At 72.5% G+C, this 26,646-nt stretch carries 23 protein-coding genes; 9 read left to right on the forward strand and 14 right to left on the reverse strand.

The genetic code is table 11. The features are described from left to right. Positions 1-83: 83 nt before the first annotated feature. On the reverse strand, positions 84-2,135 hold the full coding sequence (locus O7623_RS27755; protein WP_282225885.1) for a hypothetical protein: 2,052 nt from the start codon (positions 2,133-2,135) through the stop codon (positions 84-86). Positions 2,136-2,255: 120 nt separating this feature from the next. Between O7623_RS27755 and O7623_RS27760 the strand changes: the two genes are divergently transcribed. Further along, positions 2,256-2,384 carry a hypothetical protein gene (locus O7623_RS27760; RefSeq protein ID WP_282225886.1) on the forward strand — a complete coding sequence of 43 codons (129 nt, stop codon included), beginning with the start codon at positions 2,256-2,258 and terminating at the stop codon, positions 2,382-2,384. A gap of 205 nt (positions 2,385-2,589) precedes the next feature. Beyond that, positions 2,590-3,444 (forward strand): ErmE/ErmH/ErmO/ErmR family 23S rRNA (adenine(2058)-N(6))-methyltransferase, encoded by an 855-nt coding sequence (erm, locus tag O7623_RS27765; protein WP_282225887.1) that lies wholly within the window; start codon positions 2,590-2,592, stop codon positions 3,442-3,444. Between the two features lie 15 nt (positions 3,445-3,459). On the opposite strand, the gene O7623_RS27770 is transcribed toward erm, so the two are convergent. Beyond that, positions 3,460-4,815 (reverse strand): Hsp70 family protein, encoded by a 1,356-nt coding sequence (locus O7623_RS27770; protein ID WP_282225888.1) that lies wholly within the window; start codon positions 4,813-4,815, stop codon positions 3,460-3,462. Continuing rightward, the gene (locus O7623_RS27775) at positions 4,799-6,901 is read right to left on the reverse strand and encodes a hypothetical protein (protein ID WP_282225889.1); all 2,103 of its coding nucleotides are present in this window, start codon (positions 6,899-6,901) and stop codon (positions 4,799-4,801) included. The genes O7623_RS27770 and O7623_RS27775 overlap by 17 nt, the downstream gene beginning before the upstream one ends. Before the next feature lie 376 nt (positions 6,902-7,277). Here O7623_RS27775 and O7623_RS27780 point away from each other — a divergent pair, with 376 nt between their 5' ends. Both O7623_RS27780 and O7623_RS27785 read left to right on the forward strand, forming a co-directional pair. After that, positions 7,278-7,868 carry a TMEM165/GDT1 family protein gene (locus O7623_RS27780; protein ID WP_282229614.1) on the forward strand — a complete coding sequence of 197 codons (591 nt, stop codon included), beginning with the start codon at positions 7,278-7,280 and terminating at the stop codon, positions 7,866-7,868. Positions 7,869-7,978: 110 nt separating this feature from the next. After that, on the forward strand, positions 7,979-8,371 hold the full coding sequence (locus O7623_RS27785; protein WP_282225890.1) for a cupin domain-containing protein: 393 nt from the start codon (positions 7,979-7,981) through the stop codon (positions 8,369-8,371). A 21-nt stretch (positions 8,372-8,392) separates the two neighbouring features. On the opposite strand, the gene O7623_RS27790 is transcribed toward O7623_RS27785, so the two are convergent. The 7 genes from O7623_RS27790 to O7623_RS27820 form a co-directional block, all read right to left on the reverse strand. Beyond that, entirely contained in the window at positions 8,393-8,902 is a 510-nt protein-coding gene (locus O7623_RS27790) for a hypothetical protein (RefSeq protein ID WP_282225891.1), read from the reverse strand. Positions 8,903-8,926: 24 nt separating this feature from the next. Continuing rightward, a complete protein-coding gene (locus O7623_RS27795) occupies positions 8,927-9,529 on the reverse strand; it encodes an ATP/GTP-binding protein (RefSeq protein WP_282229615.1) in 603 nt (200 codons plus the stop codon). Positions 9,530-9,551: 22 nt separating this feature from the next. Next, positions 9,552-10,082: a DUF742 domain-containing protein gene (locus O7623_RS27800; RefSeq protein WP_282225892.1), complete on the reverse strand. Its 531-nt coding sequence runs from the start codon at positions 10,080-10,082 to the stop codon at positions 9,552-9,554. After that, positions 10,079-10,564, reverse strand: a complete 486-nt coding sequence (locus O7623_RS27805) for a roadblock/LC7 domain-containing protein (protein WP_282225893.1) — start codon at positions 10,562-10,564, stop codon at positions 10,079-10,081. Before O7623_RS27805 ends, O7623_RS27800 begins: the two co-directional genes overlap by 4 nt. Then, entirely contained in the window at positions 10,561-13,122 is a 2,562-nt protein-coding gene (locus tag O7623_RS27810) for a nitrate- and nitrite sensing domain-containing protein (RefSeq protein WP_282225894.1), read from the reverse strand. The genes O7623_RS27805 and O7623_RS27810 overlap by 4 nt, the downstream gene beginning before the upstream one ends. Before the next feature lie 34 nt (positions 13,123-13,156). After that, a complete protein-coding gene (locus tag O7623_RS27815; protein WP_282225895.1) occupies positions 13,157-14,428 on the reverse strand; it encodes a hypothetical protein in 1,272 nt (423 codons plus the stop codon). Between the two features lie 393 nt (positions 14,429-14,821). Then, positions 14,822-16,192 (reverse strand): trehalase family glycosidase, encoded by a 1,371-nt coding sequence (locus O7623_RS27820; RefSeq protein WP_282225896.1) that lies wholly within the window; start codon positions 16,190-16,192, stop codon positions 14,822-14,824. Between the two features lie 205 nt (positions 16,193-16,397). On the opposite strand from O7623_RS27820, the gene O7623_RS27825 reads away from it, so the two are divergent. After that, complete coding sequence (locus O7623_RS27825; protein ID WP_282225897.1) at positions 16,398-17,183, forward strand: aldo/keto reductase; 786 nt, start codon at positions 16,398-16,400, stop codon at positions 17,181-17,183. Positions 17,184-17,248: 65 nt separating this feature from the next. Here the strand turns inward: O7623_RS27825 and O7623_RS27830 are convergent, their stop codons facing one another. Together O7623_RS27830 and O7623_RS27835 are read right to left on the reverse strand one after the other, a co-directional pair. Further along, entirely contained in the window at positions 17,249-18,382 is a 1,134-nt protein-coding gene (locus O7623_RS27830; RefSeq protein ID WP_282225898.1) for a cellulose binding domain-containing protein, read from the reverse strand. 244 nt (positions 18,383-18,626) lie between these two features. Beyond that, positions 18,627-19,400 carry an IclR family transcriptional regulator gene (locus tag O7623_RS27835; RefSeq protein WP_282225899.1) on the reverse strand — a complete coding sequence of 258 codons (774 nt, stop codon included), beginning with the start codon at positions 19,398-19,400 and terminating at the stop codon, positions 18,627-18,629. A 36-nt stretch (positions 19,401-19,436) separates the two neighbouring features. On the opposite strand from O7623_RS27835, the gene eda reads away from it, so the two are divergent. From eda to ctaD, 4 genes are all read left to right on the forward strand, one after another. Further along, complete coding sequence (gene eda, locus O7623_RS27840) at positions 19,437-20,138, forward strand: bifunctional 4-hydroxy-2-oxoglutarate aldolase/2-dehydro-3-deoxy-phosphogluconate aldolase (protein WP_282225900.1); 702 nt, start codon at positions 19,437-19,439, stop codon at positions 20,136-20,138. A gap of 14 nt (positions 20,139-20,152) precedes the next feature. Further along, positions 20,153-21,280, forward strand: a complete 1,128-nt coding sequence (locus O7623_RS27845; protein ID WP_282225901.1) for a sugar kinase — start codon at positions 20,153-20,155, stop codon at positions 21,278-21,280. Positions 21,281-21,460: 180 nt separating this feature from the next. Beyond that, positions 21,461-22,576 carry an FAD-dependent monooxygenase gene (locus tag O7623_RS27850; RefSeq protein WP_282225902.1) on the forward strand — a complete coding sequence of 372 codons (1,116 nt, stop codon included), beginning with the start codon at positions 21,461-21,463 and terminating at the stop codon, positions 22,574-22,576. Positions 22,577-22,805: 229 nt separating this feature from the next. Further along, a complete protein-coding gene (ctaD, locus tag O7623_RS27855) occupies positions 22,806-24,566 on the forward strand; it encodes a cytochrome c oxidase subunit I (RefSeq protein WP_282225903.1) in 1,761 nt (586 codons plus the stop codon). Positions 24,567-24,677: 111 nt separating this feature from the next. On the opposite strand, the gene O7623_RS27860 is transcribed toward ctaD, so the two are convergent. Together O7623_RS27860 and O7623_RS27865 are read right to left on the reverse strand one after the other, a co-directional pair. Next, positions 24,678-25,934, reverse strand: a complete 1,257-nt coding sequence (locus O7623_RS27860; protein ID WP_282225904.1) for an MFS transporter — start codon at positions 25,932-25,934, stop codon at positions 24,678-24,680. Between the two features lie 89 nt (positions 25,935-26,023). Continuing rightward, the gene (locus O7623_RS27865) at positions 26,024-26,608 is read right to left on the reverse strand and encodes an isochorismatase family protein (protein ID WP_282225905.1); all 585 of its coding nucleotides are present in this window, start codon (positions 26,606-26,608) and stop codon (positions 26,024-26,026) included. Positions 26,609-26,646: the final 38 nt, after the last annotated feature.

Raw genomic sequence — 26,646 nt, forward strand, 5'->3', positions numbered from 1 at the left:
CTGAACCACCCCGGCTGAACCACCCCGGCTGAACCACCCCGGCTGAACCACCGCCGGCTGGACCGACCTCGACGGACCGCCCGTCAGTCCAGCACCGCGACCGCGCGCCCGGTCGGGTCGGTCGCCCGGACCTGCACCGGCCCCACCGGACCGTCCGGATGCGCCGCCGACACCAGCAGCCCGGTGCCCTGCTGCCGCTGCCCCCGGATGGTGACCTCCAGCTGCGCAACCGCGCCGCCGCTGGCCGTCACGTGATGCCACCCACCGGCCGGCGACTCCCACCACCAGGCCACCGCCACCGCCGGCGCGAGCGGACTGCACAGCCGGGTGTCGGCGGCGGTCGCCACCGCCCGCGCCGGCGCGTCGGGCACCAGCAGGACCGCCGCCACCAGGTTCGCGTCCCGGGGCAGCTCCGCCCGTACGCAGGTCAGCCGAACCTCGTCGGCGCGCCCCGGCAGGGCACCCGCCCAGACCTCCCAGGCCAGCACCGAATGCGGCGCGTGCGCGGTCAGCTCGCCGGCCAGGCACCCCAGTCCGGACCAGGCCCGCGCCCCGGCCGGGGTGTCCGCGTCGTCGACGTGCTGCCCCGGGTCGCGCTGCGGCGACAGGTAGCTCAGCCGGCTCAGCGGGACCCGCCCCAGGTCGGCCAGGGTGAACGGGCGGTCGACCCCCACCTCGGTGACCCGCATCCGCAGCAGCGGCCCGGCCCAGCAGCCGCCCGAGTCGGCCGCCGCGCGGTGCTCGGCCGGCACCGGGTCGGTCACCCCGGCCCGGACCGCCAGCTCGTGCCACGGACCACCGGCCAGGCCGCGGGACTGCACCTGCCGTACCCACGGCGCCACCAGGTACCGGGCCGGCTCCGTCGGGGCGCTGAGCCGGATCGCGCTGGCGGCGTGGGCGTCCGCCGCCGGAGCCGGCTCGATCCGCAACGACCGGTCGGCACCAGCGGCACGGAAGACCGCGACCCGGCTCACGTCGGCCAGCACGGCCACCGCCGCCGTGGCGCCCCCGGCACCGGTCAGTTCACCTGCGTACAACAGGTGGGCGGTGCCGACGGGTGCCGTCACCGGCACCTGCGGGGCGGCGAAGGCGGTCACCACCCCGGCCCCGGTCCGTACCGCCAGCCCGGCGGCGGCACCGTCCGGATCGCTCGCACCGTGGGCCGCCGTACGGGCCGGCGGGTCCCCGGCGGTCGCCTCGGCCAGCGCCAGCCAACTGTCCAGCGCCGTGTCCACCAGGACGGTGTCGTCGGTCCGGGAACCCCGGGTCGGCCACGACGCGAGACTCAGCCGGGCGGCGCCACGCCAGGCCTCGTCGCCGACGCGGCGGATCCCGTCCGGCGTCGGCACGCCCGTACCGTCCACCGCCGGTCCGGCCACCTCGGGCGGGAACCGCGCCAGCCGTGGGGACAGCGTCGCGGTCACTGCCACCGCCGCCAGCAGCACCGCCGCCAGCGCGGCGAGCCGGCCCAGCCGGGCCCACCGCACCGTACGCTGGTCCGGCGGCCGCAGTCGGACGGTCATCGGGTCGGTCAGCGGTCCGGTCAGCAGTTGCCGCTGGCGGGCCGGCGTGATGCCCTCGGTGTCGGCGAGCCGCTGCCGTTCGGCGGCACCGGCGGCGACCTGGACGACCGGGTCCGGCCAGCCCGCCTCGTGCAGCACCCCGATCGCGTCCCGGGGCGGCAGCTGCTCCACGACCAGCAGGACGTACCCCGCGCGTACCGGGGTCGGCAGGGTGGTCAGTGCGGCCAGCAGCCGGTCCCACTGCGGGTCGTCCTCCTCGGGCACCGGCCGGCCCCAGTGCCCCGGCAGGGTGACGGTGAACCGGGGCGGGTTGGCCGCCCGGCGGACCACCCGGGCCAGCAACCACAGGTATTCGTCGTCGGTCACCTGGCGCCACGGCAGCGAGCGGCGGACCACCCGGTGTGCCCGCGCGATCCGCTGGTCGGTGGCGCGGCGACCGGGGCCGGCCAGCGGCTCGGTCGAGTCCGCGAGCACCAGGTACGCCACCCGCACCAGCCGGTCGTAGTGGCGCTGCGTCGGCGTGCCGGGCCGCACCCGCGAGGGCACCGGTAGCCGGTCCGGCACCGCCCCGACCGACGGGTCCGAGGGCGGCTCGGCCGGTCCGCTGGACACTGCTGGTTCCTCGGCGCGCACGCGTTGACAACGCGGACGCGCCGTACCGGGTCACGGGCGTTTCCCACCGGGACCCGAAATGGCGTTGCCGGCGTCCCGGCCCGGCCGTAGCCTGCCGACGTGTCGATCACGTTCCAGGCGCTGATCCGGGCCGGCCTCGCGCCGACCGGTTGGTGCCCGCTGTTGACAGCCCGCCCCCGGGTCCGGCGCCCCGCCCTGGCCGACGGCCAGTTCGCGTCCGGCAACTGACCCGCCCGTCGCCCGACCCACCGGTCGCCGATCACTGATCGGTCACCCGGTGCGCCCGGTGCGACCCGGTCACCCGACGCGCCGTACGCCCCGTCAGGCCAGCGCGGTCCGAGTCCTGCCCGAGATGGACCGGTCCGCCGTCGGTGGCACCGGTCCGTGAACCGTCGCGGTGGCAGCTCGCCATCGCGGCAGACTGGACCTGGCTGTGACCCGCCCTGCCCGTGACGACCATGCTGCCCGTGCGGTATCCGCCGCCGATGCCGTACCCGCCGCCCGCCGCGGTGCCGCCGACCGCACCCGACGCGCCTACTCCCAGACCAACCTGTCCGACCGGCTCGCGATCGACCGGGTCGTGCGGGCCGCCCGAGTGACCGGGTCGCTGACCGTCGAGGTCGGCGCCGGCACCGGCCAGCTGACCGGCCCACTGGCCCGCTCCCGGGCCCGCGCCGGTGGCCGCCTGCTCGCCTACGAGGTCGATCCGGCGCTGGCCGGGCGGCTCGCCCGGCGCTGCGCCGCGCTGCCGAACGTGACCGTACTGGCGGCGGACTTCCTGGCCGCCGCGCCGCCGGCGGAACCGTTCGACGTGGTCGGCAACATTCCGTACGCGGCGACCGCGCCGATCGTGGCCTGGTGCCTGCGGGCACCCGCGCTGCAGGCGGCCACGCTGGTGACCCAACTCGAGTACGCCCGTAAACGCACCGGTGACTTCGGCCGGTGGTCCCGGCTGACCGTGCGTACCTGGCCGGTGTTCGACTGGCGACTCGCCGGACGGATCACGCGGACCGCGTTCCGTCCGGTGCCTGTGGTCGACGGCGGCATCCTGCGGTTGACCCGCCGGCCGGTGCCGCTGGTGCCGGCGGCCGCGCTGCCGGCGTACCAGCAGCTCGTCGATCTCGGCTTCAGCGGGGTGGGCGGCTCGGTGGCCGCCTCGCTGCGGCGCCGCTTCCCGCAACGGCGGGTGTCCGCCGCGTTGCGGGCGAACCGGATCGACGCCGACGCGCTCGCCGGGCAGCTCTGGCCCGAACAGTGGATCGCGCTGTTCCGGCTGCTCCAGGCGTGACGGGGCGCTCCCGGGTCAGGGGGTGGCCAGGGCGAGCCACTGGTGGCTGGCGACCTCGGCGTTCGGCGGCACCAGCAGCCGGTCGAGGCTGCCCGGTGCGCCGGCTGCCAGGTCCCACAGCGCGCCCCCGGGCAGCCGGACCCGGGCCAGCGGTGTCCCGGCCGGGTACGGCTGCCCCGGAACGATCAGCCACCGCAGCAGCCGGGCCGATCCACCCGGGATCGCGAACGACACCGGGACCATCCGGGTCGTCTCGGTCGACGCGCGGATCACCCGGGGTCCGCTGCGGGGCAGCCACCGGGCCGCGCCCTGCACGGTGGCCAGCTCCGGCTCCTCGACCTGGCGCAGCGGACGCTGGAACGCCCGGTGCACGGCGTCGGCCACCGCGGGCATCCGGGCGCCGCCGCCGACCAGCAGGACCGAGCCGAGGCTGGTCGGCGGCACCGCCAGGTCGGCCAGCAGCTGCCGGCAACAGGCGATCGTCCGGTCCAGCAGCGGCGCCACCAGTTGCGCCAGTTCCGCCCGGCCCAACCGGTACGCCGGAGTGTCCGGCAGCAGGAAGTCCTCCACGGTCGACGTGTCGCTGAGTTGATGCTTGATCCGTTTGGCGAAGTCGGTGACCGCCATCTGCAACCGCAACGTCGCCGGGGCGGACTGGTCGGCTGCCGCCGTCGCCTGCAGCGGCGCCAGCCACTGCTGGCCGTCGGCGTGGATCCGTTCGGCCAGCAGTGCGTCGATGTCCCGGCCGCCGCAGTCGTCGATGGCGGCGTGGCCGAGTACCTCGTGCCAGCGTTCGTCGATGCGGACCAACGCGGTGTCGAAGGTGCCGCCGCCGAGGTCGTAGACGAGCACCAGTTCACCCGGGACCGGTGCCGGACCGGCGACCGGGGCGAACGCGGCGGCGACCGGCTCGGGAAGCAGCTCGACCGGGCCCAGCCCGGCGGCTTCGGCGGCGGCGATCATCTGGGCCCGCCGGGGGTCGTCGGGGGCGTACGACGCCGGGATCGTCACCACGGTACGGCGTACCGGGTGGCCGCACCGCCGTTCGGCCTCCGCCCGCAGCGCGGTCAACAGGGCCGCCACCTGCTCGATCGGCCGGAACCGGCGGTCGCCGAGCAGCACCGGTACGTCGGCGGCCATACCGCGTTTGAACTCGGCGGCGTAAGCCGTCGGCTCGGAGCGTTTGCGCCGCTCCGCCAAGGCGCCGACGAGCATGCTCTGACCGTCCCAGTGCACGGCCGAGGGCCACGCCGGGGCGCCGGTCACCGGGTCCGGAACCGGGGTGACGACGTCGCCGGTGACGACCGCCGCCGCCGACGACGACGTGCCGAAGTCGACCACCAGGACCGGCGGCTCAGACATCCCAGACATCGATCAGGCTCCGCTCGTTGGACTCCCAGTTGGCCAGCAGGTGCCGGCTGTCGGCACTGAACCCGACCCGGAGCCGCTGCCCGGTGCCGCCCAGGACGCGGAACAGTTCCTGCCCGGTCACGGTGTCCTGCAGCAGCATCGCGGTGATGCCGTCGAGACCGTCGGCGACGCTGGCCCGCAGCTGCCCGTCGGCGCTGACCACGCTCGCGCGGAAGCCACCCAGCTGGCTCTGCTCGGCGAACTCGGGCAGGTGCTGCTGCCACGCGTCGTCGGTGATCCGGTCGATGCGGTTGCCGGTCCGCAGATCCCAGAGCGTCACGACGGTACGGCGGTACCGGCCGACGGCCCTGGTACGGCCTTCCGCCGCCGCCCGCCAGCCGGTCTCGTCGACCAGCACCCGGTGCGGTTCGCCGGGATCGCGGAACCGTACGGTGAGTTTGCCGGTCTCGATGTCCCACACCGACAGGAAGCCGTCGGTGTCCCAGGTGACCACCGCCAGCCGGCCCTCCGGGTCGATGAACACCCGGCCCTGTGGGTCGCCGCCGGGTCCGTGGTCGGGGCGGAACTCCGCCCGTACCGTGTCGTCGGCGATCGCGCGAAGTCGGATCAGCCGCGCGGCCCGGTCGCACTCCACCAGGTGCTCACCGTCGGGGGTGAGCAGCCAGCTGCCGGTCGATTCCAGGTGTCGGCGCCGGGGCGGGGGCTGGCCCTGCAGCGCGGTCGCGTCCTTGGCGGCGGCCACCACCAGCACCGGGCCGACCAGGTCACCGACGGACACCTGCTGTCCCAGTTGGCGACCCTGCTGCGCGGCGGTGAGTTCGAAGATGCGTTCGTCCGGCGTCCGGATGTGGGCCAGCACCGCCCCGGCCTGGTACGGCTCGCCCGGCGGTACGCACCAGCGGGCCAGCCGGGCCCGCCCGCCGGGGATCTCCCAGGACGTCGGTTCGACCCGCCACCGGGGCGGGTCGGCGGTGACGACCCGCCCGGCGGCGCCCGCCGCGAACCGGGCCGCCCCACGCAGGACCGCCAGCTCCGGTTCCGCGGCGACCCGCAGCGGCTCGGGAGCGGCCGCCCGGTGAGCGCCGCCGGGCGGCTCGTAGCCGAGGCCGGAGCGCACTGCGGCGTGCGCGGCGGACAGGTAGGCGCCGCCGCCGGAGACCACCACCGCGGCGAGGTCCGCCGCAGTGGCGCCGACCGTGCCCAGCACGCCGTGGACGCTGTCGACCAGCCACCGCAGCGCGGGCGCCGCGAAGGCCTCCAGCCAGTCGCGGGTGAGCCGGTACGGCGGCGACAGCGGGGTCAGGTGGTCGACCACCTCGTCGGAGTCGACGAGCTGGTGCTTCAACCGACGGACGAAGTCGATCGCCTCGTAGTAGGCCCGCAGCCCGGCGTCACCGGGCGCGGCGAGCAACGGCTCCAGCCAGGTGCGCCCCTGGGTACGCAGGTCGTTGATGAGCAGCGCGTCCAACTCCTGGCCGGCCGGGCTGCTCTCCTGGGCGAGCTGGACGGTGTGGCTGCCGTACACCTGCACGACGGCGGTGGTCCAGGTCGCGCCGAGGTCGCAGACCAGGACCAGCGCTCCGGCCGGCAGGTTGTCGGTACGGGGATCCAGGGCGGCGGCGACCGCGCCGCCGATCAGTTCGACGTCGCGGAAGCCGGCCGCCTCACCGATCGCGATCATCGTGTCCCGCCGGGGGTCGCCGGGCAGGTAGTCGGCGGGTACGGTCAGCGTCAGCCGGTCGATCGGGCCCAGGCCGAACAGTTGCCGGGTCTCGTTGCCGACGACGGTGAGGTAGGCGGCGAGTGCTTCCGGGCCGGTGACCTCCCGGTGCTCCAGCCAGATGGAGGCGGAGGCATCGACGGCGCGGCGCGGCCCGTCGATGTAGCGCCGTGGCATGGCGCGTTTGCGCACCTCGGCTGGAGTGCCGACCAGGAAGCCCTCGTCGGCCAGGCAGACCGAGGACGGCCAGCTCGCGGCGCCACTGGCCGGCTCCTTGACCAGGGTTGTCTGGTCTGCGACGACCAGGGCCACCCGGGTACCCGATGCACCCACATCGACCACCAGGTTCGGCTCGGTCAAGGTCATGCCCTCACCACGGTTTCGGCGATTGATATCTCTGGAAGCTCCGGCATAGTGTCCGCGAGCGTCGCCGCCGCGTCCACCCTGGGCGATGGGCGCCGTTCGCCACGGATGATGGTGAACGTAACGGAAACTGCCGAGGCGGCCGGAGCCGCCCCCGTGTGTTGTGTCACTCCCGGTGGATTCGGCTGCGGTACGCGTTACGCTCAGCTCCAGCGAGGGGGAGTAGCTCCCAACATCGCGGTCGACACACTGGTGCTGCGCACCCGGCCGCGGCGACCTGACGATCTGGCGTCAGGTGGGCGAGACCTTCGACTCAGGCTGCACAAGCCGGGTCGAGGTCCGCGTGCCACGATCCGGCCCGGACCGGATGAGAGGCACCATGGACGGGTTCCTGACCGCCACCGCGATCAGCTTTGGCGTGATCTTCATAGCTGAGCTGGGCGACAAGTCCCAGTTGATGGCGATGACCTTCGCCACCCGGTTCAAGATGTGGCCGGTCCTGATCGGGATCACCGCGGCCACCGCCGTCGTGCACCTGGTGTCGGTCGGCCTCGGTCACGGCCTCGGCGTGGCGCTGCCCACCGGCTGGATCTCCCTGGTGGCGGCGGTGGCGTTCTTCGGGTTCGCGCTCTGGACGCTGCGCGGCGACTCGCTCACCGACGAGGAGTCCCGGCGGGCGCAGCGCACCACCCGGTCGGCGATCGTCGCCGTGTTCACGGCGTTCTTCCTGGCCGAACTGGGGGACAAGACGATGCTCGCCACCATCACCCTGGCGACCCGGCACGGCTGGTTCGGCACCTGGCTCGGGTCGACCCTCGGCATGGTGGCGGCCGACGCGTTGGCCATCGTGGTCGGCCGGATGCTGGGCAAGCGACTGCCCGAGCGGGTCATCGCCTACGGTGCCGCCGCGCTGTTCGCGTTGTTCGGCTGCTGGCTGCTGGTCGAGGCGGTCCGGGAACTGACCGGCTGATCTGCGCCCCCGGGGCCGGCCGGCCTGCGCCCCACGCCGGCTGTCCGGCGGGGGGCGTGGTGTGCGTGACAACAGGCGTGACAACCGGTCGCCGTGGGTACGGTGACCGTATGGAGCACTTCACGATCGCCACCGTCGCTGAGCAGAGTCCGGACTTCCGTCGGGTGCTCTGGACCGGTGAGCATTCCCAGCTTGTGATCATGACCATCCCGCCGGGCGGCGAGATCGGCGAGGAGGTCCACGACGAGATCGACCAGATCCTCACCTTCGTCAGCGGTGTCGGTGAGGCGTTGGTGGCCGGTGAGCGCAGGGAGGTCGCCCAGGGTGACTTGGTGGCGGTCCCAGCCGGTACGAAGCACAACTTCCGCAACACCGGGCCCAACCCACTGGTCCTCTACACCGTGTACGGGCCACCGGAGCACGCCGACGGTGCCGTGCACCACACCAAGGAGGAAGCCGACGCGGCCGAGGAGTCCGGCCAGGACGAGCCGCCGAACTCCTGAACCACCGGGGCGGGCCCGCCGTCAGCTGTCGGCGGTGCCGCCCAGCAGCGACGGGTCCTGGCGGATCAGCTCCGCGAGCCGGGCGGCCGGGCTGCCGGCAGGCGGCTCGGCACGCGGCGGCCAGTCGGGTGGTCCGCCGGCGGTCGGTACGCCGACCGCCGGCGGCTCGCTGAAGGTGCCGGTGATCACGGTCGGAGCGCCGGTGCCCGTGTCCCGCCGTTCGTTGTGACCGTGCCGGGGCCCGTCACCGGGGCGACGGTTCCCCGAGGTGACGGGACCGGCAGCGGTGGGACCGGCGATGTGTACCTCGACCCGGCCGCCATGATGGCTCACCGACAGGTCGACCGACTGGCCACCGTCGGTGAGCCGGACGACCGCGGCCAGCCCCGGGTGTCGCTCCACCACCTGCCGTACGGCCGCGGCGAGCTCCTCCGCCGCCGACGTGGCCCGGTCGGTGCCCTGGTTGACCCGCTTGTGCAGCTGGTCCCGTCGGGCAAGCCGGGCGAGCGCGTCGTCCAGGTCACCACGCATCTTCGACCTCCCGTTGTCATCGCCTCAGGATGGCTGACTCCTTACCGCGCGGTCCAGAGCCCGGTCCAGAACCACCAGCAGGGCGTCGCGCACCGACAGCCGGTCCCGTGCGTCGAAGGCGACGATCGGGACCTTCTGGTCCGTCGCCAACGCCCACCTGACCTCGTCGATGCTATGACTCAGCCGTCCGTTGAAGGTATTAACTCCTACCACGAACGGCAGCCCGGCCCGTTCGAAGTAGTCCACCGCCGGATAGCAGTCGTCCAGGCGTGAGCTGTCCACCACCACCAGCGCGCCGAGCGCACCCCGCGCCAGGTCGTCCCACATGAATCCGAAACGGGTCTGACCCGGGGTGCCGAACAGGTAGAGCTTCAGGCTCCGGTCGATCGTGACACATCCGAAGTCCATCGCCACCGTGGTGGTGGTCTTGCCGGACTCCGTACCGGGGTCGTCCACGCCGACCGAGACGGCGGTCATCTCCGCCTCGGTGGTGAGCGGGGCGATCTCGGAGATCGCCCCCACGGTGGTGGTCTTGCCCACGCCGAAGCCACCCGCGATCACGATCTTCACCGGGATCGGCGCGGTACGGGTCGCCGGCTGGGGCGCTGGCCGCCGCCGGTTCCGCATCGGCAGGCCGGCGGCCAACGGGTCAGGAGATGGCACGAAGTCCACGGATCACTCGCAGGATGGTGTCGGCATCGGCAGGGGCCTCGACGTCGGGTACGTGCACGTCGAGGTGAGCGGTTGCCCGCAGGTCACCGACCAGCACCCGGGTCACCCCGAGGTGCAGCCCCAGCCGGGCGGAGAGTTCCGCCACGGAGATCGGGTCAGCGGCGAGCGCGATGATCGCCTGAAGTTCGGGTGCCAGGCTGTGCACCGGTGCCGCGGGCGCGAACATGTCCGGTACCCGCGCGGTGACCTGGGTCTCCAACTTGATGTCCGGGTCGACGCCGGCGACCCGGCCGGCGGTGAGCACGAACGGCCGTAGCCCGGACGCCGCAGTCGGGGCGGCCGCCGGCCCGGCCGCGGTGGCGTCCGGGTGCCCGCTGCCACCGCGGCCTTCGACCGGCCCGGCTCCGTCGTCCGGTCCGGCTCCGTCGACCGGCGGGGTACGCAGGTAGGGGCGGATCCGCACAGGCGGCTCGGCCGGATCGTCCGCCCCGAACGGCGACCGGGTCACGACTGGACGGAGTTCTTCAACTCGGCGATCAACCGGGGAGTCAGCGCGCCACCGGCGCGCCCGGCGAACAACGTCATCTCGTAGGCGACGGTGCCGAGGCTGGCCGACCGGTCGGCGACCACTCCCAGCACCGAACCGCTGCTGATCGAACTGACCAGCAGGTAGCCGTCGGCCATGTCCACCACCACCCGGTTCAACGTGCCGAGGGAGTACCAGTTGGCGGCGCCCCCGGCGAGGCTGGTCATCCCGGAGACGATCGCCGCCAGCCGTTCGGCGTTGGCCCGGTCCTGGATCGCGGACATCGCCATCAGCAGGCCGTCCGAGGAGACCGCGATGGCTTCCCGGACGCCGGCGGTGCTGGAGGTGAACGAGTCCAGCAACCAGTTGAAGGTCTGCGCCTCGGCGCTGAGCGGGCCGTTCGCGGTCCCGGTCGGGGTCGGGGTCGGGCGCTCGGCGGTGTCCGGCGTGTACGGGCTGTTCATCGGTCTGGTCCTTTGCCGTGCTGAGAGTGTCCGGTGATCTCGGTGAGTGCCCTCTGGACGCCGTCTTCGAAGGCGTCCAACGAGTCCTTCGCGGCCTGCGGGTCCGGTGGCCAGGGGGCACGGGCCACGGGGGCGACCGTCGGCTGGTCGGGCAGGCTGGCACCCGGTACGCGCTGGGTCAGCCGCGCCGACCCGGCAACCTGCGGATCTCGCGCCACCGGAGCCCGTGCCACCTGCTCCTGCGCCCGCCGTACGCCGGCTTCGAACTCTTCGAGCAGGGCCCGCGCGGCCCCCGGGTCGGTCGGGGTGTCGCTGACCGCCGCCGGACCGCTGCCGACCGGGTGCTGGGCACCCGGAACCCGTTGCCGTAGCGGGCCACGCCCGACCGGGGCCGACCCGACCGGGTCGGTCCCGACGGGACCGACCGCGCCGGTGGCCCGGCCGCTGCCGGCTCCGCCGGACGCCACGGAGCCGGTGGTGGCGGGTGGGACGGTGCCGAAGGCGTTCCACGGCGTACCGGTGTCGAGCGATGTCGTCGCCCGGTGCACTGCCGCCGGGTCGAAGCGGGGGTCACCGCCGACGGTCCTGGCCGGCGTCGGCGTCGGCGGCCGGTCGGGCTGCGGGGTGGCCGGGGCCGGCCGTACCGGGACCGCGTCCACCGGAGTCGGCCGCGCCGGGACCGGCCCCGGTGGCGGTGGCATCCGCAGCGGTGGGGCCGGCGTCGACGCGACGGTCGGTACCAGCAGGTCCGGTCCGAGGTCGACGGTCACGGTGACCCCGCCACCGGCCGTCGCGGCGAGCGCGACCGTGATGCCGTGCCGGCGGGCGAGCCGACCGACGACGAACAGTCCGAGCAGTTCGGTGGGGACCAGATCGAGACGTTCCCGGTGGGTCAACCGGGCGTTCTCCTCGGCCAGCCGCTGTGCCGACAGGCCGAGCCCGCGGTCCACCACGCTGATCCGCAGGCCGTCGCCGCGCGCCGCCGCGCTGACGGTCACCCTGGTGTGTGGCGGTGAGAAGACCGTCCCGTTCTCCATCACCTCGGCAAGCAGCAGCACCAGGTCCGCGATGGCCGAGGGGACGATGGCGAAGCCGGCCGGTGCCTGTACGTCGACCCGGGTGTAGTCCTCGATCTCGCCGAGGGCGAGCCGGATGACGTCGGAGACCGGCAGCGGCGCCATGTGCTCCTCGGCTCCGGTCGACCCGGAGAGCACCACCAGGCTGCCGGCGTTGCGCCGCAGTCGGCTGGAGATGTGGTCCAGCCGGTAGAGATGTTGCAGCCGCTTCGGATCGGTCTCCTCGCGTTCCAGCCGGTCGATGACCGCGAGTTGCCGGTTGACCAGGTTCTGCGTCCGTCGACCGACGTGACCGAACATCTGTGCCACGTTGCGCCGGCCGGAGACCTGCCGCTCGACCAGTCGGGCGGCGGTGCGCTGGACCCGGTCGAAGGCGCGGGCCAGGTCGCCGATCTCGTCGGTGGCGGTCACCTCGACCGGATCCAGCCGGACCGGATCGGGCCGTTCGGTCTCGTCGTCGGCGACCCGGACCAGTTCGGCCTCGGCGAGAAGGGCGACCCGGTTCGCCGAACTGGTCAACCGCGCCAGCGGCTGGGCGACCGAGCGGGCGACGACCAGGCTGAGCGCGACGACCGACAGCAGCACCAGCCCGGCGGCGGCGACCACGCCGTACGCGGTCAGCAGGATCTGGTTCTGTCGTTCGGTGACCTCGACCGTGACGTCGATCACGATCTTGCGTTCGACGAACCGACCGAGTGCGATCAGCGACTCCAACGAGGGGAATAGCGCGTCGACCGACAGACCGGCCAGGGCCTCGGTCGGGTCGACGGCGAACCCCTCGCGGGCACCGCTCTGCGAATCGTCCGTGAAGCCGCTGCCGAGGCGCTCGTCGAGGGCCTGCTCGACCAGCGTGTAGAGCGCCACCTGGTCGGCGGTGGCGAAACGACCGAACCGGGCGGCGTTGTCCTGGGCGGCGACCAGGCTCATCGCGTACCGGGTCGCCGCTTGCGGGCTGCGGTCGGCGACGACCAGCAGCATGTGGCTGGCGCCGGAGCTGATCGCGTCGTCGAGGCGCAACGCGGCGTCCAACGCCACGATCTGCCGACCCTCGGTGGTGGCCACGTCGGCCGTGTCGACCAGGTGCAACGCGTCGATGAGCCGCACGATCAGATTGCCGTACGCGATCATCACCTGATCGCTGTCGGCGGTGCGCGCCAGGACGCCGGCGCGGGTCTCGGCGAGGTCGTCGACCGCGGTCACCGCCGCGTCGAGTTCCGGGCCGATCTCGGCGCCGAGGTCGGCCCGGATGTCGGCGATCCGGTCGGTGATCGCGGCTTCCTGCAGGGCGAGTCGGGAACGGTCGACCGCGCCCACCAGGTGACCGACCGCGAGCAGCCGTTCCAGCTGGAGGTCCTGGACGAGCGAGCCGATCCGTCCGCCGACCTGCACGGTCCGTACGGTGTCCGCGGCCCGGGCCGCCTGCGCGACGCGGTCGACGACGATCGGCACGGTCAGCGCGGCGACGGCGATCAGCGGGATCATGACCAGGAGCGCCAGTTTCCCGCGGATGCGGAGTCTATCGAGCAGCAACGGTCGGCTCCCATTGTCGGCTGTCCGATGTGACCCGGTCGGCGTCGTCGGCCGGTCCGGTACGGCCGCCGGTCGCCGGCGGGCCGTCGGTGGGTCCGGTGCCGGCAGGCGGAGTGCGCGGCCCCGCCGCCGTGCCGTACGTGATCAGCACCGGGACGCTGACCAGGCCGACCGCCAGGATCAGTACGCCGACCGACAGCCACTGGTCGCGCTGCGACCCGCTGATCCGGTCGGCCAGCAGACCGTCCAGTTCGACCAGCATCGTGCCGGCCAGTTCGGCTGCCGACGCCTGCGCCTCCCCCCGCAGCGCGACCAGTTGTCCCAGGTCCGGTACGGCGGCCGCGCCGGACTCCCGGTCGTCGTCGCCGGAATCGCCGTCGCCGTCGCCGTCGCCGCCGGTGCTGGTGCCCGTGCCGTCGCTGGAGTCGTCGTCGGACTGCGCGGCCCGGGTCAGCTCGGCGGCGGCGGTGTTCAGGACGGCGGCCGCCGCGGCGATGGCGTCCATGCTGCGTTGGAACCGGTCGACCTGGGTCAGCAGGTTGCTGCTCATCGTGCGGCTGTCGGTGCTCTCCACCGCGGCCTGGACGTTGCTGGCCAGGTCGTCGGCGGGGGAGAGGATGTCGCTGGTGGCACCGATCAGTTCGACGAGCGCCAACGGCCGTTCCTGCGCCGGTCGGGTCGGCAGCAGGACGGCGAGGTCGGCGAAACGACCGGTGGCGATGAGCGCCTCGGGCAGCTCCTCGGCAGCGCCGTCGGAGAGATGGTAGGCGTCGCCTTCCGGGTCACGGACCAGGTTGGAGCTTTCCCGGATCCGGTCGTAGTGGGCCAGCAACAGGTCGGTGGTCTCTCGGTAGGCGTCGAACGCCGCCGTCGGCTCGTCGAAGCGTCGGTCCGGCAGCGCCTCGACGGCCGCCCGTAGTGACGTCCAGCGCTGCTGGGCCCGCAGCGAGGCGCCGATGCGCTGGTCGACCTCGGCCACCGCGGCCAACGCCCGGGTGAGCGCCTCGGCGTTGACCGGCTGCCGGGCGACGGCGGCTGACTGGGCGTCGACCAGCGCCACGGTCAGTTCGTTGAGCGCGGCCAGATAGGCGACGCCCTCCCGTTCCCGTTGCGCGAAGGCGACGTCCGCCGACGTGCCGCGCCACAGTTGGACGAAGAGCACGCAGACCGGCACCAGCACCAGTACGGTGACCGCCGATCGCAGCAATGGTCCGTCGAGCCGTCGCCTCCGGCGTACGGCTTCGTGTGCAGGTTGCATCGCCCACCCCCCTGGCGGTTCGCCGCGAATTGCGCCGGGCGGCCTCTGGACGGTCTGATGTCGACCGTGTCGTCGGCGCCCTGCCGGCACGGAAAGATAGATGGCGCGCCTGCCAGGCCGGAACCATCCGTGAGGCCTTCAGTCGCACACCGTACGGCGGATGTCACCTTTTGGTGATCGGCTGTTCACGTGCTGCTACATCCTGCCGGTTTGCAAACGATTTCCGTCCGATATGATCATTATGAGAGAATCAACGGCATGTGCGGGTGGTCCGCCGAATGGGTATTGGTATCAGGCGGAGTGTCGGATCGGCGCTGGTCGAGACGTTCTGTGTGACCGGAGAATGGTGGGTGGTGGGCGTCCATCGTGCGATCAGGGGTGTCCATCGTGCGATCAGTCGCCGTCGGCCAGCAGGTCGAGCAGGAGCGCGGCGGTCCAACTGAACGCCGCCGCGCCCACTCCGGCCCCGGTCACCGGGTGGAAGTACTCGTAGTGGCCGGACCTGTCGACGAGGTCGACCATGGCCGTCCGCAGCATCTCGGCCTGGGCGGCGCGGCCGTGAGCGCGCAGTCCACGCCAGAGCAGCCAGTTGATGTTGATCCAGACCGGACCGCGCCAGTAACGCACCGGGTCGAAGTCGGCGGCCCTCCGGTCGTAGCTCGGCACCGGCATGGCCGCCGACATGCCGAACCGGTCGGACCCGAGCATCGTCACCAGCGCCGCCACCCGGTCGGCCGGCAGGTCCGGCAGGATCAGCGGCACCAGTCCGTTCACGCACCTGGCCGGGCTGAGTCGGCCGGTCCGCACGTCGCGCGCGTGGTACATGCCGGTGCGCGGGTTCCACAACCGCTCGTCGATCGCGCGGGTGATGCGCTCGGCCCGGATCAGGTGCCCGGCGGGATCGGCGCCGACCACGCCGGCGATCGCGGCCAGCGCCCGCTCGGCGGCACCCAGCAGCGCGTTGAACGTCGGGCATTCGACGACGAAGCCGTGCCGGTCGGCGAGCGCATCGTCGGCGTAGTCGTGGTCGCGGTACGCCAGGGCCAGTGCCACGAACCGGGCGTAGTCCTCGTCGGTCGGCCGGTGCGCCACCGCGGCGACCCGGTTGTCGTGCCGCTGCCGCCCGGCGAGGACCCGCAGGTCGGCCGGTACGGCTGCCAGGGCCGCGTCCCAGGCCGGGCTGTTGTCCAGCCCCGACTCCCACGGGTGCACGATGGCGGCCAGCCCGCCGCCACCGGCGTCGCGTCGACCCAGTAGGTAGTCCTGCGCCGCCACCAGCCGGGGATAGAACCACCGGAGCTGGGCCAGGCCGGCGGCGTCGGGGGCCCGCTGGTAGAGCTCCCAGACCGCCAGCGCGTGCGCGGGCGGTTGGACGATGCCCGTACCGTCGGGGTGGCCCGGCCGGCGCAGCGGCACCTGCCAGAATCCGGGCCCCGGGAAGTAGTCCCGTTCGGCGATGCCGGGATCGAAGACGATGTGCGGGATCCGCCCGTCCGGCCACTGCGCCAGGAACAGGCTGCGCAGATCCCGCCACGCCCGGTCCGGGGCGACCCGGGCCAGCCCGATCGCGATGAACGCCGCGTCCCAGCTCCACTGGTGCGGGTAGAGGGTGCGTGACGGCACCGTGTGGCGACCGGACCAGTTGGCCTCGAGTACGGTGCGGGCCGCTTGCCACAGCTCGGGTCGTCCGTCGCCGACCGGCTCGGCCTCAGCGGGTGGCCCAACCGGCGGTACGGCCGGCGTGGTGGTGTCGATGATGCTCATGTGGTTCCCGTTTCTGGTGCTTGCCCCGGTCGGCGGGTATGCACGGCCCGGACCCCCACCAGGAGACCGGGTGGGTGACGACGAATGTACGCGCGGTGAACAGCATGTGGTGTCGGCCTGGCTCGGCGGTAGGGTCGGTCGGCCACTGACCGATGCGTCGTCCGGCCGAGGTATAGGCGCAGGTCGGCGTGGGTAGTCGGCGGGCATGGCGACGCACGGTGAGCAACTGACGGTGTCCCTCGCCCCCGGCGTGGACATGCCGATGCTGGGCTTCGGGACCTGGCAGGCGACGGGGGAGTCGGGCTACCGGGCGGTACGGGCCGCGCTGGACGCCGGTTACCGGCACCTGGACACCGCCACGATGTACGGCAACGAGGCCGAGGTCGGCCGGGCGGTCCGGGACAGCGGGCTGCCCCGACAGGAGGTCTTCATCACCACGAAACTCCCGCCGGAACGCCTCGGCCAGGAAGCGGAGACCCTCGCCGCCAGCCTGGCCGCGCTGGCGACGGAGTACGTCGACCTGTGGCTGATCCACTGGCCGCCACGCGGTGGTGCCGCCGTATCCACCTGGCGGGAGTTCATCGCCCAGCGCGACGCCGGAGTGGTGCGTGCGATCGGGGTCAGCAACTACAGCCTGGCTCAGATCGACGAGCTCATCGAACAGACCGGGGTACGCCCGGCGGTCAACCAGGTGCCCTGGGCACCGGCGATGCACGACGGCCGTACGTTGGCCGAGCACCAGGAACGGGACGTGGTGGTAGAGGGGTACAGCCCGTTCAAGAACACCGACCTGGACGATCCGCTCCTGGTCGAGGTGGCCGGGCGGCACCGCGTCACCCCGGCCCAGGTGGTGCTGCGGTGGCACCTGCAGCACGGGATCGTGGTGATCCCGAAGTCGGTGACGCCGCAGCGGATCGTCACCAACGCCGACGTCTTCGGGTTCCGTCTCACCCCGGACGAGATGGCCGCCATCGACCAGCTGCGGGACTGACACCACCGTCCGGCGCGGGGGGCGCCGGACGGTGGCGTGCCCGGACAGCGGTGTGGGCGCGGCGGTCAGCCGGTGGTGCAGGAGGTGCCGTTGAGCGTGAAGTTGGTCGGCGAGGAGTAGGACCCGCTGTAGGTCCCCTGGTAGCCGAACGAGGCGGTCGCGCCCGGCGCCAGGGTGCCGTTCCAGGCGATGTTGCGGGCAGTCACCGAGGAACCGCTCTGCGACACGGTCGCGTTCCACGAGCTGGTGATCGACTGCCCGGCCGGCAGCTGGTACGCCAACGTCCACCCGTTGACGGTGCCGCTACCCGTGTTGGTGATCCGCACCTCGGCGGTGAAGCCGCTGTTCCAGGTGTTCGGGGTGTAGCCGACCCGGCAGGCGCCGCTGCCCGGCGGCGGCGTGGTGGGCGGCGGTGGCGCGGTCGTGGGTGGCGGTGCCCCGCCGGTGTTGACCGCCGCCGAGAACGAGTTCACCCCGATCCCGACGCCGCCGTTCCATGGCTCGAAGCCGGCCTGGATGCTGGTCAGGTACCACGAGTTGGTGATCTGGCCCCGGTTGCGCACGTCGGCGATGAAGGCCATCGCGTCGAAACTCCAGCTGCTGAAGGACGACTGGGCGAGGTACGACACCACGTTGTTGCTTCCGTTGCTGCCGGTCCAGACCTGGAAGCTGCGGCCGGCGATGGTGGTGGTGCCGACCGGTGAACCGATCGGTTGGATGGAGCCCTGCCGGTGGAACCAGATCATGATCTCCATCTGGCTGACCCCGTCGGTGCGGGGCGTCGGGTCCAGCCAGATGTCGTACGACGCGTTGTAGGTGCCGCCGCCCACGTACGTGTAGTTGATGCTGGTCGGCGCGCTGCTGATCCGGCTGACCTGCATCGGCAGGTTGGTGCCGGGGGAGCAGTTGGTGTAGTGGCAGCCCAGAAAGACCGACGGGTACGACACGGGCGCCCCGTTGGTCGGCGAACTGCCCTGCTGCGACGTCACCGAGAACCCGGTGCTGGTGACGTTGATGCACTGCTGGGCGGTCGTGCCCCAGCGATTGTTCTGCACCACGTAGCGGCCCTGGATGGTGGTGCTGCCGTACTGCTCGCAAATCACCGTGTCCGCCTGCGCGGGGGCGGCGGTGACGACGGCGAGAACGCCGCCGACGAGGAGCGCCGCCGCGGCGGCGGCGGTGCGGATGGGACGTCTCATTGCACTCCTTCGGTGTCCGTGCTGGGGAAGCGGATAGGAGGGTTCAACGTGACGGGAGCGCTCCCACAAAGCTAGGACACATTTACATGTGTGAAAAGAGTCGGCAACACCGGCCGGTGTCCGAGGCGGGACGGCGGTCCAGGCCAGTCGGATCGGTCGCGCCGGAGTATCGGGAACGGCGTTCAACATGCCGAACGCCGTGGACGAGCGCCCGGGCACCCGCCGGCGGGTCGCCGGCCTGGAATCAGTAGGTGATCAGTGTGCGGGCGGCGCGGACCTGCGCGGCGGCGGCCCGCAGCGCCTCGACGATCCGGGCCTCGACGGCGGTGTCCCACCTGGTCGACGGAATGGAAAGGCTGATCGCGTCGACCGCCGGCTGGCGCAACGGCATCGCCATCGCGACGCAGACGATGCCCTCGGTGTTCTCCTCGCGATCGATCGCGTAACCGCGGTCGCGAATGTCCGCCAGCGCGGCGTGCAGGGTGGCCGGGTCCTCGATCGTGTGCGGGGTCATCCGGCGCAGCGGCCAGGTCAGCAGCCGGTCGACGGTGTCGTCGGGGTGTTCGGCGAGCAGCGCCTTGCCGAGCGCTGTCGCATGGGCCGGCAGGTGCCGTCCGATCGCGCTGTACAGCCGCAACGGGTGGATCGACTCGCGTTTGGCCAGGTAGACGACGTGTGGCCCATCCAGCCGACCGAGGTGGACGGTCTCGCCGAACTGACCGGCCAGCTCGTCCAGGACGGTGTCGAGCAGGCTGACCGCGTCGTCTGCGGCGAGGTAGGCGGCGCCGACCTGGAGCGCGCGGACCCCCAGCCCGAACCGGGTGCCGGTCGGATCGGTCTCCACCCAGCCGCGCTGCAGCATCGTGCGCAGGATCCCGTGCAGGCTGCTCTTCGGGATCTCCAGCAGACGGGCCAGGTCGCCCAGGGACTGCCGACCGGGCGCGGCGGCCAGTGCCTCCAGCACCTCCAGCGTGCGACCGGCGGACTTTACCGGTTGGAATCCATCGCGCACCGTCATGGCCGTCACTGTAGCCGGGTTGACAGCATCGATGCCTTGAGTATCGTCACGTACGTGACCAACGTTCAAGATGACGAACAGATACCCGAGCCGGTCGCCGCTGGTGACGTCACGTCGGTGATCGGTGCCGGGCGGATCGTCCCGGTGGTGGTGCTGGCCGACCCGACCGGTGCCGCGCCACTGGCCGACGCGCTGGCCGCTGGCGGGCTGCGTACCGCCGAAGTGACCTTCCGGACCCCGGCGGCGGCCGACGCGATCGCGGCGATGGCCACCCGGACGGACATGGTGGTCGGAGCCGGCACGGTGCTCACCGCCGAGCAGGTCGACCGGGCCGTCGACGCCGGCGCCCGGTTCGTGGTCAGCCCCGGCTTCGGGCCCGCCGTGGTCCGCCGCTGCCAGCAGCGCGGGGTGCCGGTCTTCCCCGGCGTCGCCAGCGCCACCGAGATCCAGATGGCGCTCGACGCGGGCCTCGACACGGTGAAGTTCTTCCCGGCCGAGCAGCTCGGCGGGATCGGGATGGTCGCCGCCCTCGCCGCCCCGTTCCGCTCGGTGCGGTTCATTCCTACCGGCGGCGTCACCACCGCCAATTTTGCCGGCTACCTGGCCCACCCGGCGGTCCTCGCTGTCGGCGGCACCTGGATGGTCGCCCCGCGCCTGCTCGAGACCGGCGACTGGGCCGAAGTGACCCGGCTGACCGCCGCCGCCGTCGACGCGGCCCGGTCCGCAGCCCGATCCTGACAAGGAGCCCAGAGATGTCCGGACAGCCACCCGCCGGGGCGCCGCCGCTGCGCCCCCGGCCAGCCACCGAATGCCGCTACGACCTGGTCTCGCTGGGCGAGATCATGCTGCGGCTCGACCCGGGCGAGGGGCGGGTCCGCACCGCACGCTCGTTCCGGGTCTGGGAGGGCGGTGGCGAGTACAACGTCGCCCGGGGCCTGCGCCGCTGTTTCGGCCTGCGTACCGCGGTGGTCACCGCGTTCGCCGACAACGAGGTCGGGCGGCTGCTGGAGGACCTGGTGCTGACCGGCGGGGTCGACACCTCGTACGTGCGCTGGCTGCCCTACGACGGGATCGGCCGCGCCGTGCGCAACGGACTGAACTTCACCGAGCGGGGCTTCGGGGTCCGGGGCGCGGTCGGCACCTCCGACCGGGGGCACAGCGCCGCCAGCCAGCTGCGCCCCGACGACGTCGACTGGGACCACCTGTTCGGCACGCTCGGTGTTCGCTGGCTGCACACCGGCGGCATCTACGCCGCGTTGTCCGAGACCACCCCGGAGACCATCGAGGCGGCCATGGTCGCCGCCCGTCGGCACGGCACGATCGTCTCGTACGACCTGAACTACCGGCCCAGCCTCTGGAAGGCCGTCGGCGGCCAGTCCCGGGCGCAGGAGGTCAACCGGCGGTTGGCCGGCTATGTCGACGTCATGATCGGCAACGAGGAGGACTTCACCGCGAGCCTCGGGTTCGCCGTACCGGACACCGACGACAGCCTCTCCGAGCTGGAGGTGGCGAACTTTCAGCGGATGATCACCGAGGTCACCGGGGCGTACCCGAACTTCGCGGTGGTCGCGACCACGTTGCGCACGGTCCGTACGGCGACGGTGAACGACTGGGGGGCGATCGCCTGGTCCGCCCCGACCGGCTTCGTCCAGGCCACCCACCGACCGGGACTGGAGATCCTGGACCGGGTCGGCGGCGGCGACAGCTTCGCCTCCGGGCTGGTCTACGGCCTGCTCGAAAAGGGCGACCTCGCGACGGCGGTCGAGTACGGCGCCGCGCACGGCGCACTGGCGATGACCACGGCCGGCGACACCTCGACAGCCAGCCTCAAGGAGGTGGAGGCACTGGTCGGCGGGGGCGGCGCGCGGGTGCAACGCTGAGCGTGGACTCCCGCTGGCCCGATCCACCGGTTAAGATTTCCATCGGTGGATATTTCTCATCCATCTGATCCACGGACCGGCGCGTACAAACAGGGCGGAATGGGCCTACCGCAGGCGGTGTTGCCGGCAGTAGTCTCTTGGCTCCGATGAGTGTCTATTCCCCCGGAGGCGGCGCGGACCATGGCTCAAGCACCCATGCGCGTGCTCGTCGTCGGTGCCAGTGTCGCCGGCCTGGCCGCGGCCCGAGCGCTGCGGCTGGCCGGGCTGCGGCCCGAGGTGGTGGAGAAGCTCGACCCGACCGTGGTGCCCACCGCCGGCATCTTCCTGCCCGGCAACGCGATCCGCGCCCTGCGCGACCTCGGCCTGGACAGTCCGCTGCGCCCACTCGGGGCCGTCGTGCGTCGACAACGGTTCCTCGACGCCGCCGGCACCGAGTTGTGCGCCGTCGACCTCGATCGGCTCTGGCAGGGGGTCGGCCAGTGCCGGGCGCTGCCCCGGGCCGACCTGCACCGGGTGCTGCTCACCGGGGCCGGCGGCGCGGTCCGGCACCGGACCGAGGTCAGGGAGCTGGAGCTCGGCGACGAGACCACCAAGGTCGCGTTCGGCGACGGCTCGTTCGCCGAGTACGACCTGATCGTCGGCGCCGATGGTCGGCGGTCGACGGTCCGGCAACTGGCCGAGCTGGGTGGCGCGCCGCATCCGGTCGGTCAGATCGCCTACCGCAGCGTGGTCACCGGCGGCCCGGAGATCACCGAGTGGACCGCCCTGCTCGGCCGGCGCTGCGGCGTCGTGCTGACGCCGATGGGCTACGGGCGGACCTATCTGTACGCCGACGAACGGCTACCGGCCGGGTCGGCGCCACCGGCCGACCCGCTGCTGCGGCTGCGGGAACTGCTCGCCGACTTCCGCGGCCCGGTCCCGGCCGTCCTGGACGCGGTGGAGAAGGTGCAGGTCGCCGTCACCGACGAGGTCGAGCTCGGCAGCTGGTCACGGGGGAACGTGGTCCTGGTCGGTGACGCAGCCCACGCCACCGCGCCGACCCTGTCACAGGGTGCGGCGATGGCGTTCGAGGACGCGCTGGTGCTGGCCGAGCTGGTCCGCGACCGACCCACCGTGGTCGAGGCGCTGGCCGGTTACGAGAGCCGCCGCCGGCCGCGTACCCGATGGGTGCTGGAGCGGACCCGCGACCGGGACCGGACCCGCGACGTCGCACCGCACCTTCGTGACCGGCTGCTGCGTGCCGAGGGCGGCCGGATCCTCGCCGACCACTACCGGCTGCTCGTCGATCCGGTGTGACGAGCCGGGCGGCTCTGCCCGGCGGCTCTGCCCGGCCGATCTGCCCGGCCGCTCTGCCCGGCCGCTCTGCCCGGCGGCTAGGGTGCCACCAAGCCGATGGTGACCCGGCCACGGGTGCGGGCACCCGGCGTGCGGACCCACCGTGAACGGGGACTATCCTGCCTGCGAGGCACGGCCAGCGGAGCACCAGCGCGGGCGCCGTGGGATTGACGAGAACCGGAGGCCATTCGTGACCACCGTCGCACCGAAGCCGATCGCGACCCGGCCCTTCCCGGTCCACCAGCCGGTCCGGGGCTCGGCCATGGCGCGGCTGCTGCGTACGACCGACGCGAAGCAGATCGGGATCATGTACATGATCACCGCCTTCGTGTTCTTCATGATCGGCGGCCTGATGGCGCTGATCATGCGGGCGGAGCTGGCCCAGCCCGGGATGCAGCTCCTCTCGCCGGAGCAGTACAACCAGCTGTTCACCATGCACGGCACGATCATGCTGTTGTTCTTCGCGACGCCGATCGTGTTCGCCTTCGCGAACTACATCACGCCGATCCAGATCGGCGCCCCGGACGTGTCGTTCCCCCGGCTGAACAGCTTCGCCTACTGGCTGTACCTCTTCGGTGGCACGCTGGCCATGGGTGGCTTCCTGACCCCCGGCGGTGCCGCCGACTTCGGCTGGTTCGCCTACACCCCGTTGAGCAGCGTCGAGCACTCGCCCGGCGTCGGCGCCAACATGTGGATCGTCGGCCTGGCGATCTCCGGTCTCGGCACCATCCTCGGCGCGGTCAACATGATCACCACGATCCTGACGCTGCGCGCCCCCGGCATGACGATGTTCCGGATGCCGATCTTCACCTGGAACATCCTGGTCACCAGCCTCCTGGTGATCATGGTCTTCCCGCTGCTGGCGGCCGCGCTGTTCGCCCTCGCCGCCGACCGGATGCTCGGTGCCCACGTATACGCGCCGGAGACCGGCGGCCCGCTGCTGTGGCAGCACCTTTTCTGGTTCTTCGGCCACCCCGAGGTCTACATCGTCGCGCTGCCGTTCTTCGGCATCATCAGCGAGGTCATCCCGGTCTTCTCCCGCAAACCGATCTTCGGCTACAAGGGTCTGGTCGGCGCGACGATCGCGATCGCCGCGCTGTCGATGAGCGTCTGGGCGCACCACATGTTCGCCACCGGGGCGGTGCTGCTGCCCTTCTTCAGCTTCCTGAGCTTCCTGATCGCCGTACCGACCGGGATGAAGTTCTTCAACTGGATCGGCACCATGTGGCGGGGCCAGATCAGCTTCGAGACCCCGATGCTCTGGGCGATCGGCTTCCTGGTGACCTTCCTCTTCGGCGGCCTGTCGGGCGTGCTGCTGGCCAGCCCGCCGATCGACTTCCACGTCTCGGACTCGTACTTCGTCGTCGCGCACTTCCACTACGTGCTGTTCGGCACGATCGTGTTCGCGGTGTTCGCCGGCATCTACTTCTGGTTCCCGAAGTTCACCGGGCGGATGCTCGACGAGCGGCTCGGCCGAGTGCACTTCTGGCTGACCTTCGTCGGTTTCCACACCACCTTCCTGGTGCAGCACTGGCTCGGTGCCGAAGGCTTCCCCCGCCGGTACGCCGACTACCAGGCGATCGACGGTTGGACCACGCTGAACATGATCTCCACGGTCGGCTCGTTCGTCACCGGCATCTCGACGCTGCCGTTCCTGTACAACGTGTGGAAGTCGTACAAGGCCGGCCCGCTGGTCAACGTCGACGACCCGTGGGGCCACGGTAACTCCCTGGAATGGGCCACCAGCTCCCCGCCGCCGCTGCGCAACTTCGACCGGATGCCCAGGATCCGGTCCGAGCGGCCGGCGTTCGACCTGAAGTTCCCGGAGCTGGCCGCCGGACACCAGTCGGTGGCCGGGCCGCCGGAGGGCGGCGCCAAGCCGCTGACCAGCGAATCCGACGGTGGTGCCACGTACCAGGAGGACACCGCGACCAACGTCGACAAACACTGACCGACCTCAGTTCGGCATCCGACGCGGCCCCGGGTGATCTGCCCGGGGCCGCGGTCGTGTGCGCTGGCGGACCGGTCCAACGTGGGGCTGACGACGGGGCTGACGACCGGGTCAGCGCTGGGCCGGCCCGGTCCGCGCCGTCGACCCGGCCGTCGCCGTAGTTGTCGCCGTCGCCCGCTGTGGCTGTGGCTGCACCGGCCGCGGCCGGTGCCGGTGGCGCAGGACCAGCAGCGGCAACGCCAGCAACAGGCCGGCGGTGCCGACAGCGGCGAACCCCCAGGTCGGGGTGCTGGCGTCGATCACCGCGCCGGTCAGCGGCGCGCCGACCGCCATCCCGACGGTCATCGCCGACCCGTGCAGACCCATCGCCTCGCCGCGTACCGCCGCCGGCGCCAGCCGGCTGACCGCGTCCGACGTCGCGGCGATCGTCGGCGCGCAGAGCAGGCCGGCCGGGGCCAGCGCCAGCCCGAGCGTCCACCAGGATCCCGCACCGAGCCCGACCGGGATCGTGGCGACGGCCAGCGCCACCATCAGCCCGACCGGCGGCATCCCGCGCCGGGCCGCGCCGTAGGCGAACCCGCCGACCAGGGAGTAGGCGCCCCAGGCGGCGAGCACCACGCTGCTGAGGGCCAGTTGGTCACTGGCGCGCAGTGCGGCGATCAACGCCACGTCGGTGCCGCCCAGCACCAGGGTCGACGCCGCGCCGACCGCCAGCACGCCGAGCAGGTGCGGGGTGAGCCACTCGCGGCGGGCGATGCGTACGCCGGTCCGGACCGGCTCCTCGTGCCGGGCCCGGATCGGTGGGTCGACGGCGAACAGCGCCGACCCGGCGGCGACCAACCCGGCACCGACCGCGAGGATCGCCACCCGGGGGGAGACCGCAGTGGCGAGCAGCACCGCCAGCGCCGGTCCGATCATGAAGGACAGCTCGACCGACATCGAGTCCAGGGCGTACGCCGGGCGGCGCTGCGCGGCCGGGACCAGCGCGGCCAGCGACTGCCGGATCACCGAGAACACCGGCAGGCTGAGCAGGCCGGCGAGGACCGCGGCGACCAGCAGCGCGGGGTACGGCAACGCCTGCGCGACCGCCCAGAAGGTGCCCTGGGCGACCACCGAGCCGGCCAGCACCGGGCGTAACCCGTGCCGGTCGACCAGCCGACCCAGCACCGGCGCGCCGATCGCGGCCCCGACGGTCAACGCGGTGCCGGCCAGACCCGCTGCGGCATAGCCTCGGCGCAGCTCCAGCACGACGTACAGGGTCAGCGCCACGCCGGCGGCGGTGTTGGGCATCCGGGCCAGCACCGACAGCGCCAGCAGCCGGGCCACGCCGGGCAGCGCCAGTGCCTCCCGGTAAGGGGTCAGGGTCATCGACGGTGTTACCTCCGGCCGGCATCATGCCCGCCGGGTACGACATCGGCCAGCGGTTTCCGGTGCCGGCCGGGGTGCCGGCCGCCGGGTCAGGCCGGCCGCAGCACCGGTACGCCGGTCAACGTCACGCCGGCGGCACGCATGGTGTCCAACGCCACCTCGGTGGTGTCCCGGGCCACCCCGGCGGTCAGGTCGAGCAGCACCGTGGTGTCGAACCCGGCACGGGCGGCGTCCAGCGCGGTCGCCCGTACACAGTGATCGGTTGCGATGCCGACGACGTCGACCCCGGTGACGCCGCGCTCGCGCAGCCAGTCGGCCAGGCCGACGCCGTCGTCGGTGCGGCCCTCGAAACCGGAGTACGCGGCGGCGAACTCGCCCTTGTGGAACACCGCCTCGATCCGCTCGGTGGTCAACCCCGGGTGGAAGTCGACCCCGCCGGTGCCCACCACACAGTGCGCCGGCCAGGAATCGACGTAGTCCGGTGGGTCGCCGAAGTGCGCGCCCGGGTCGACGTGGTAGTCCTTGGTCGCGACCACGTGCCGCCAGCGCTGTGCCGGTGCCTGCGCGACGGTACGGGAGATGCCCGCCGCGACGTCCGCGCCGCCCCCGACGGCGAGTGAGCCGCCTTCGCAGAAGTCGTTCTGTACGTCGACGATGATCAGTGCCCGGTGCATACCTGTCCTTCCTGTTCCGCCCGCTGTCAGTGGGTCCG

It is taken from the genome of Solwaraspora sp. WMMD791 (assembly GCF_029581195.1).
GTDB lineage: Bacteria > Actinomycetota > Actinomycetes > Mycobacteriales > Micromonosporaceae > Micromonospora_E.

Coding starts and splice junctions, on each gene's coding strand:
- O7623_RS27770 (WP_282225888.1), bottom strand. CDS start 4,815: ATGTCTGGGATGTCTGAGCCGCCGGTCCTGGTGGTCGACTTCGGCACG.
- O7623_RS27775 (WP_282225889.1), bottom strand. CDS start 6,901: ATGACCTTGACCGAGCCGAACCTGGTGGTCGATGTGGGTGCATCGGGT.
- O7623_RS27780 (WP_282229614.1), top strand. CDS start 7,278: ATGGACGGGTTCCTGACCGCCACCGCGATCAGCTTTGGCGTGATCTTC.
- O7623_RS27785 (WP_282225890.1), top strand. CDS start 7,979: ATGGAGCACTTCACGATCGCCACCGTCGCTGAGCAGAGTCCGGACTTC.
- O7623_RS27790 (WP_282225891.1), bottom strand. CDS start 8,902: ATGCGTGGTGACCTGGACGACGCGCTCGCCCGGCTTGCCCGACGGGAC.
- O7623_RS27795 (WP_282229615.1), bottom strand. CDS start 9,529: ATGCGGAACCGGCGGCGGCCAGCGCCCCAGCCGGCGACCCGTACCGCG.
- O7623_RS27805 (WP_282225893.1), bottom strand. CDS start 10,564: ATGAACAGCCCGTACACGCCGGACACCGCCGAGCGCCCGACCCCGACC.
- O7623_RS27810 (WP_282225894.1), bottom strand. CDS start 13,122: ATGATCCCGCTGATCGCCGTCGCCGCGCTGACCGTGCCGATCGTCGTC.
- O7623_RS27815 (WP_282225895.1), bottom strand. CDS start 14,428: ATGCAACCTGCACACGAAGCCGTACGCCGGAGGCGACGGCTCGACGGA.
- O7623_RS27820 (WP_282225896.1), bottom strand. CDS start 16,192: ATGAGCATCATCGACACCACCACGCCGGCCGTACCGCCGGTTGGGCCA.
- O7623_RS27825 (WP_282225897.1), top strand. CDS start 16,398: ATGGCGACGCACGGTGAGCAACTGACGGTGTCCCTCGCCCCCGGCGTG.
- O7623_RS27830 (WP_282225898.1), bottom strand. CDS start 18,382: ATGAGACGTCCCATCCGCACCGCCGCCGCCGCGGCGGCGCTCCTCGTC.
- O7623_RS27835 (WP_282225899.1), bottom strand. CDS start 19,400: ATGACGGTGCGCGATGGATTCCAACCGGTAAAGTCCGCCGGTCGCACG.
- O7623_RS27845 (WP_282225901.1), top strand. CDS start 20,153: ATGTCCGGACAGCCACCCGCCGGGGCGCCGCCGCTGCGCCCCCGGCCA.
- O7623_RS27850 (WP_282225902.1), top strand. CDS start 21,461: ATGGCTCAAGCACCCATGCGCGTGCTCGTCGTCGGTGCCAGTGTCGCC.
- O7623_RS27860 (WP_282225904.1), bottom strand. CDS start 25,934: ATGACCCTGACCCCTTACCGGGAGGCACTGGCGCTGCCCGGCGTGGCC.
- O7623_RS27865 (WP_282225905.1), bottom strand. CDS start 26,608: ATGCACCGGGCACTGATCATCGTCGACGTACAGAACGACTTCTGCGAA.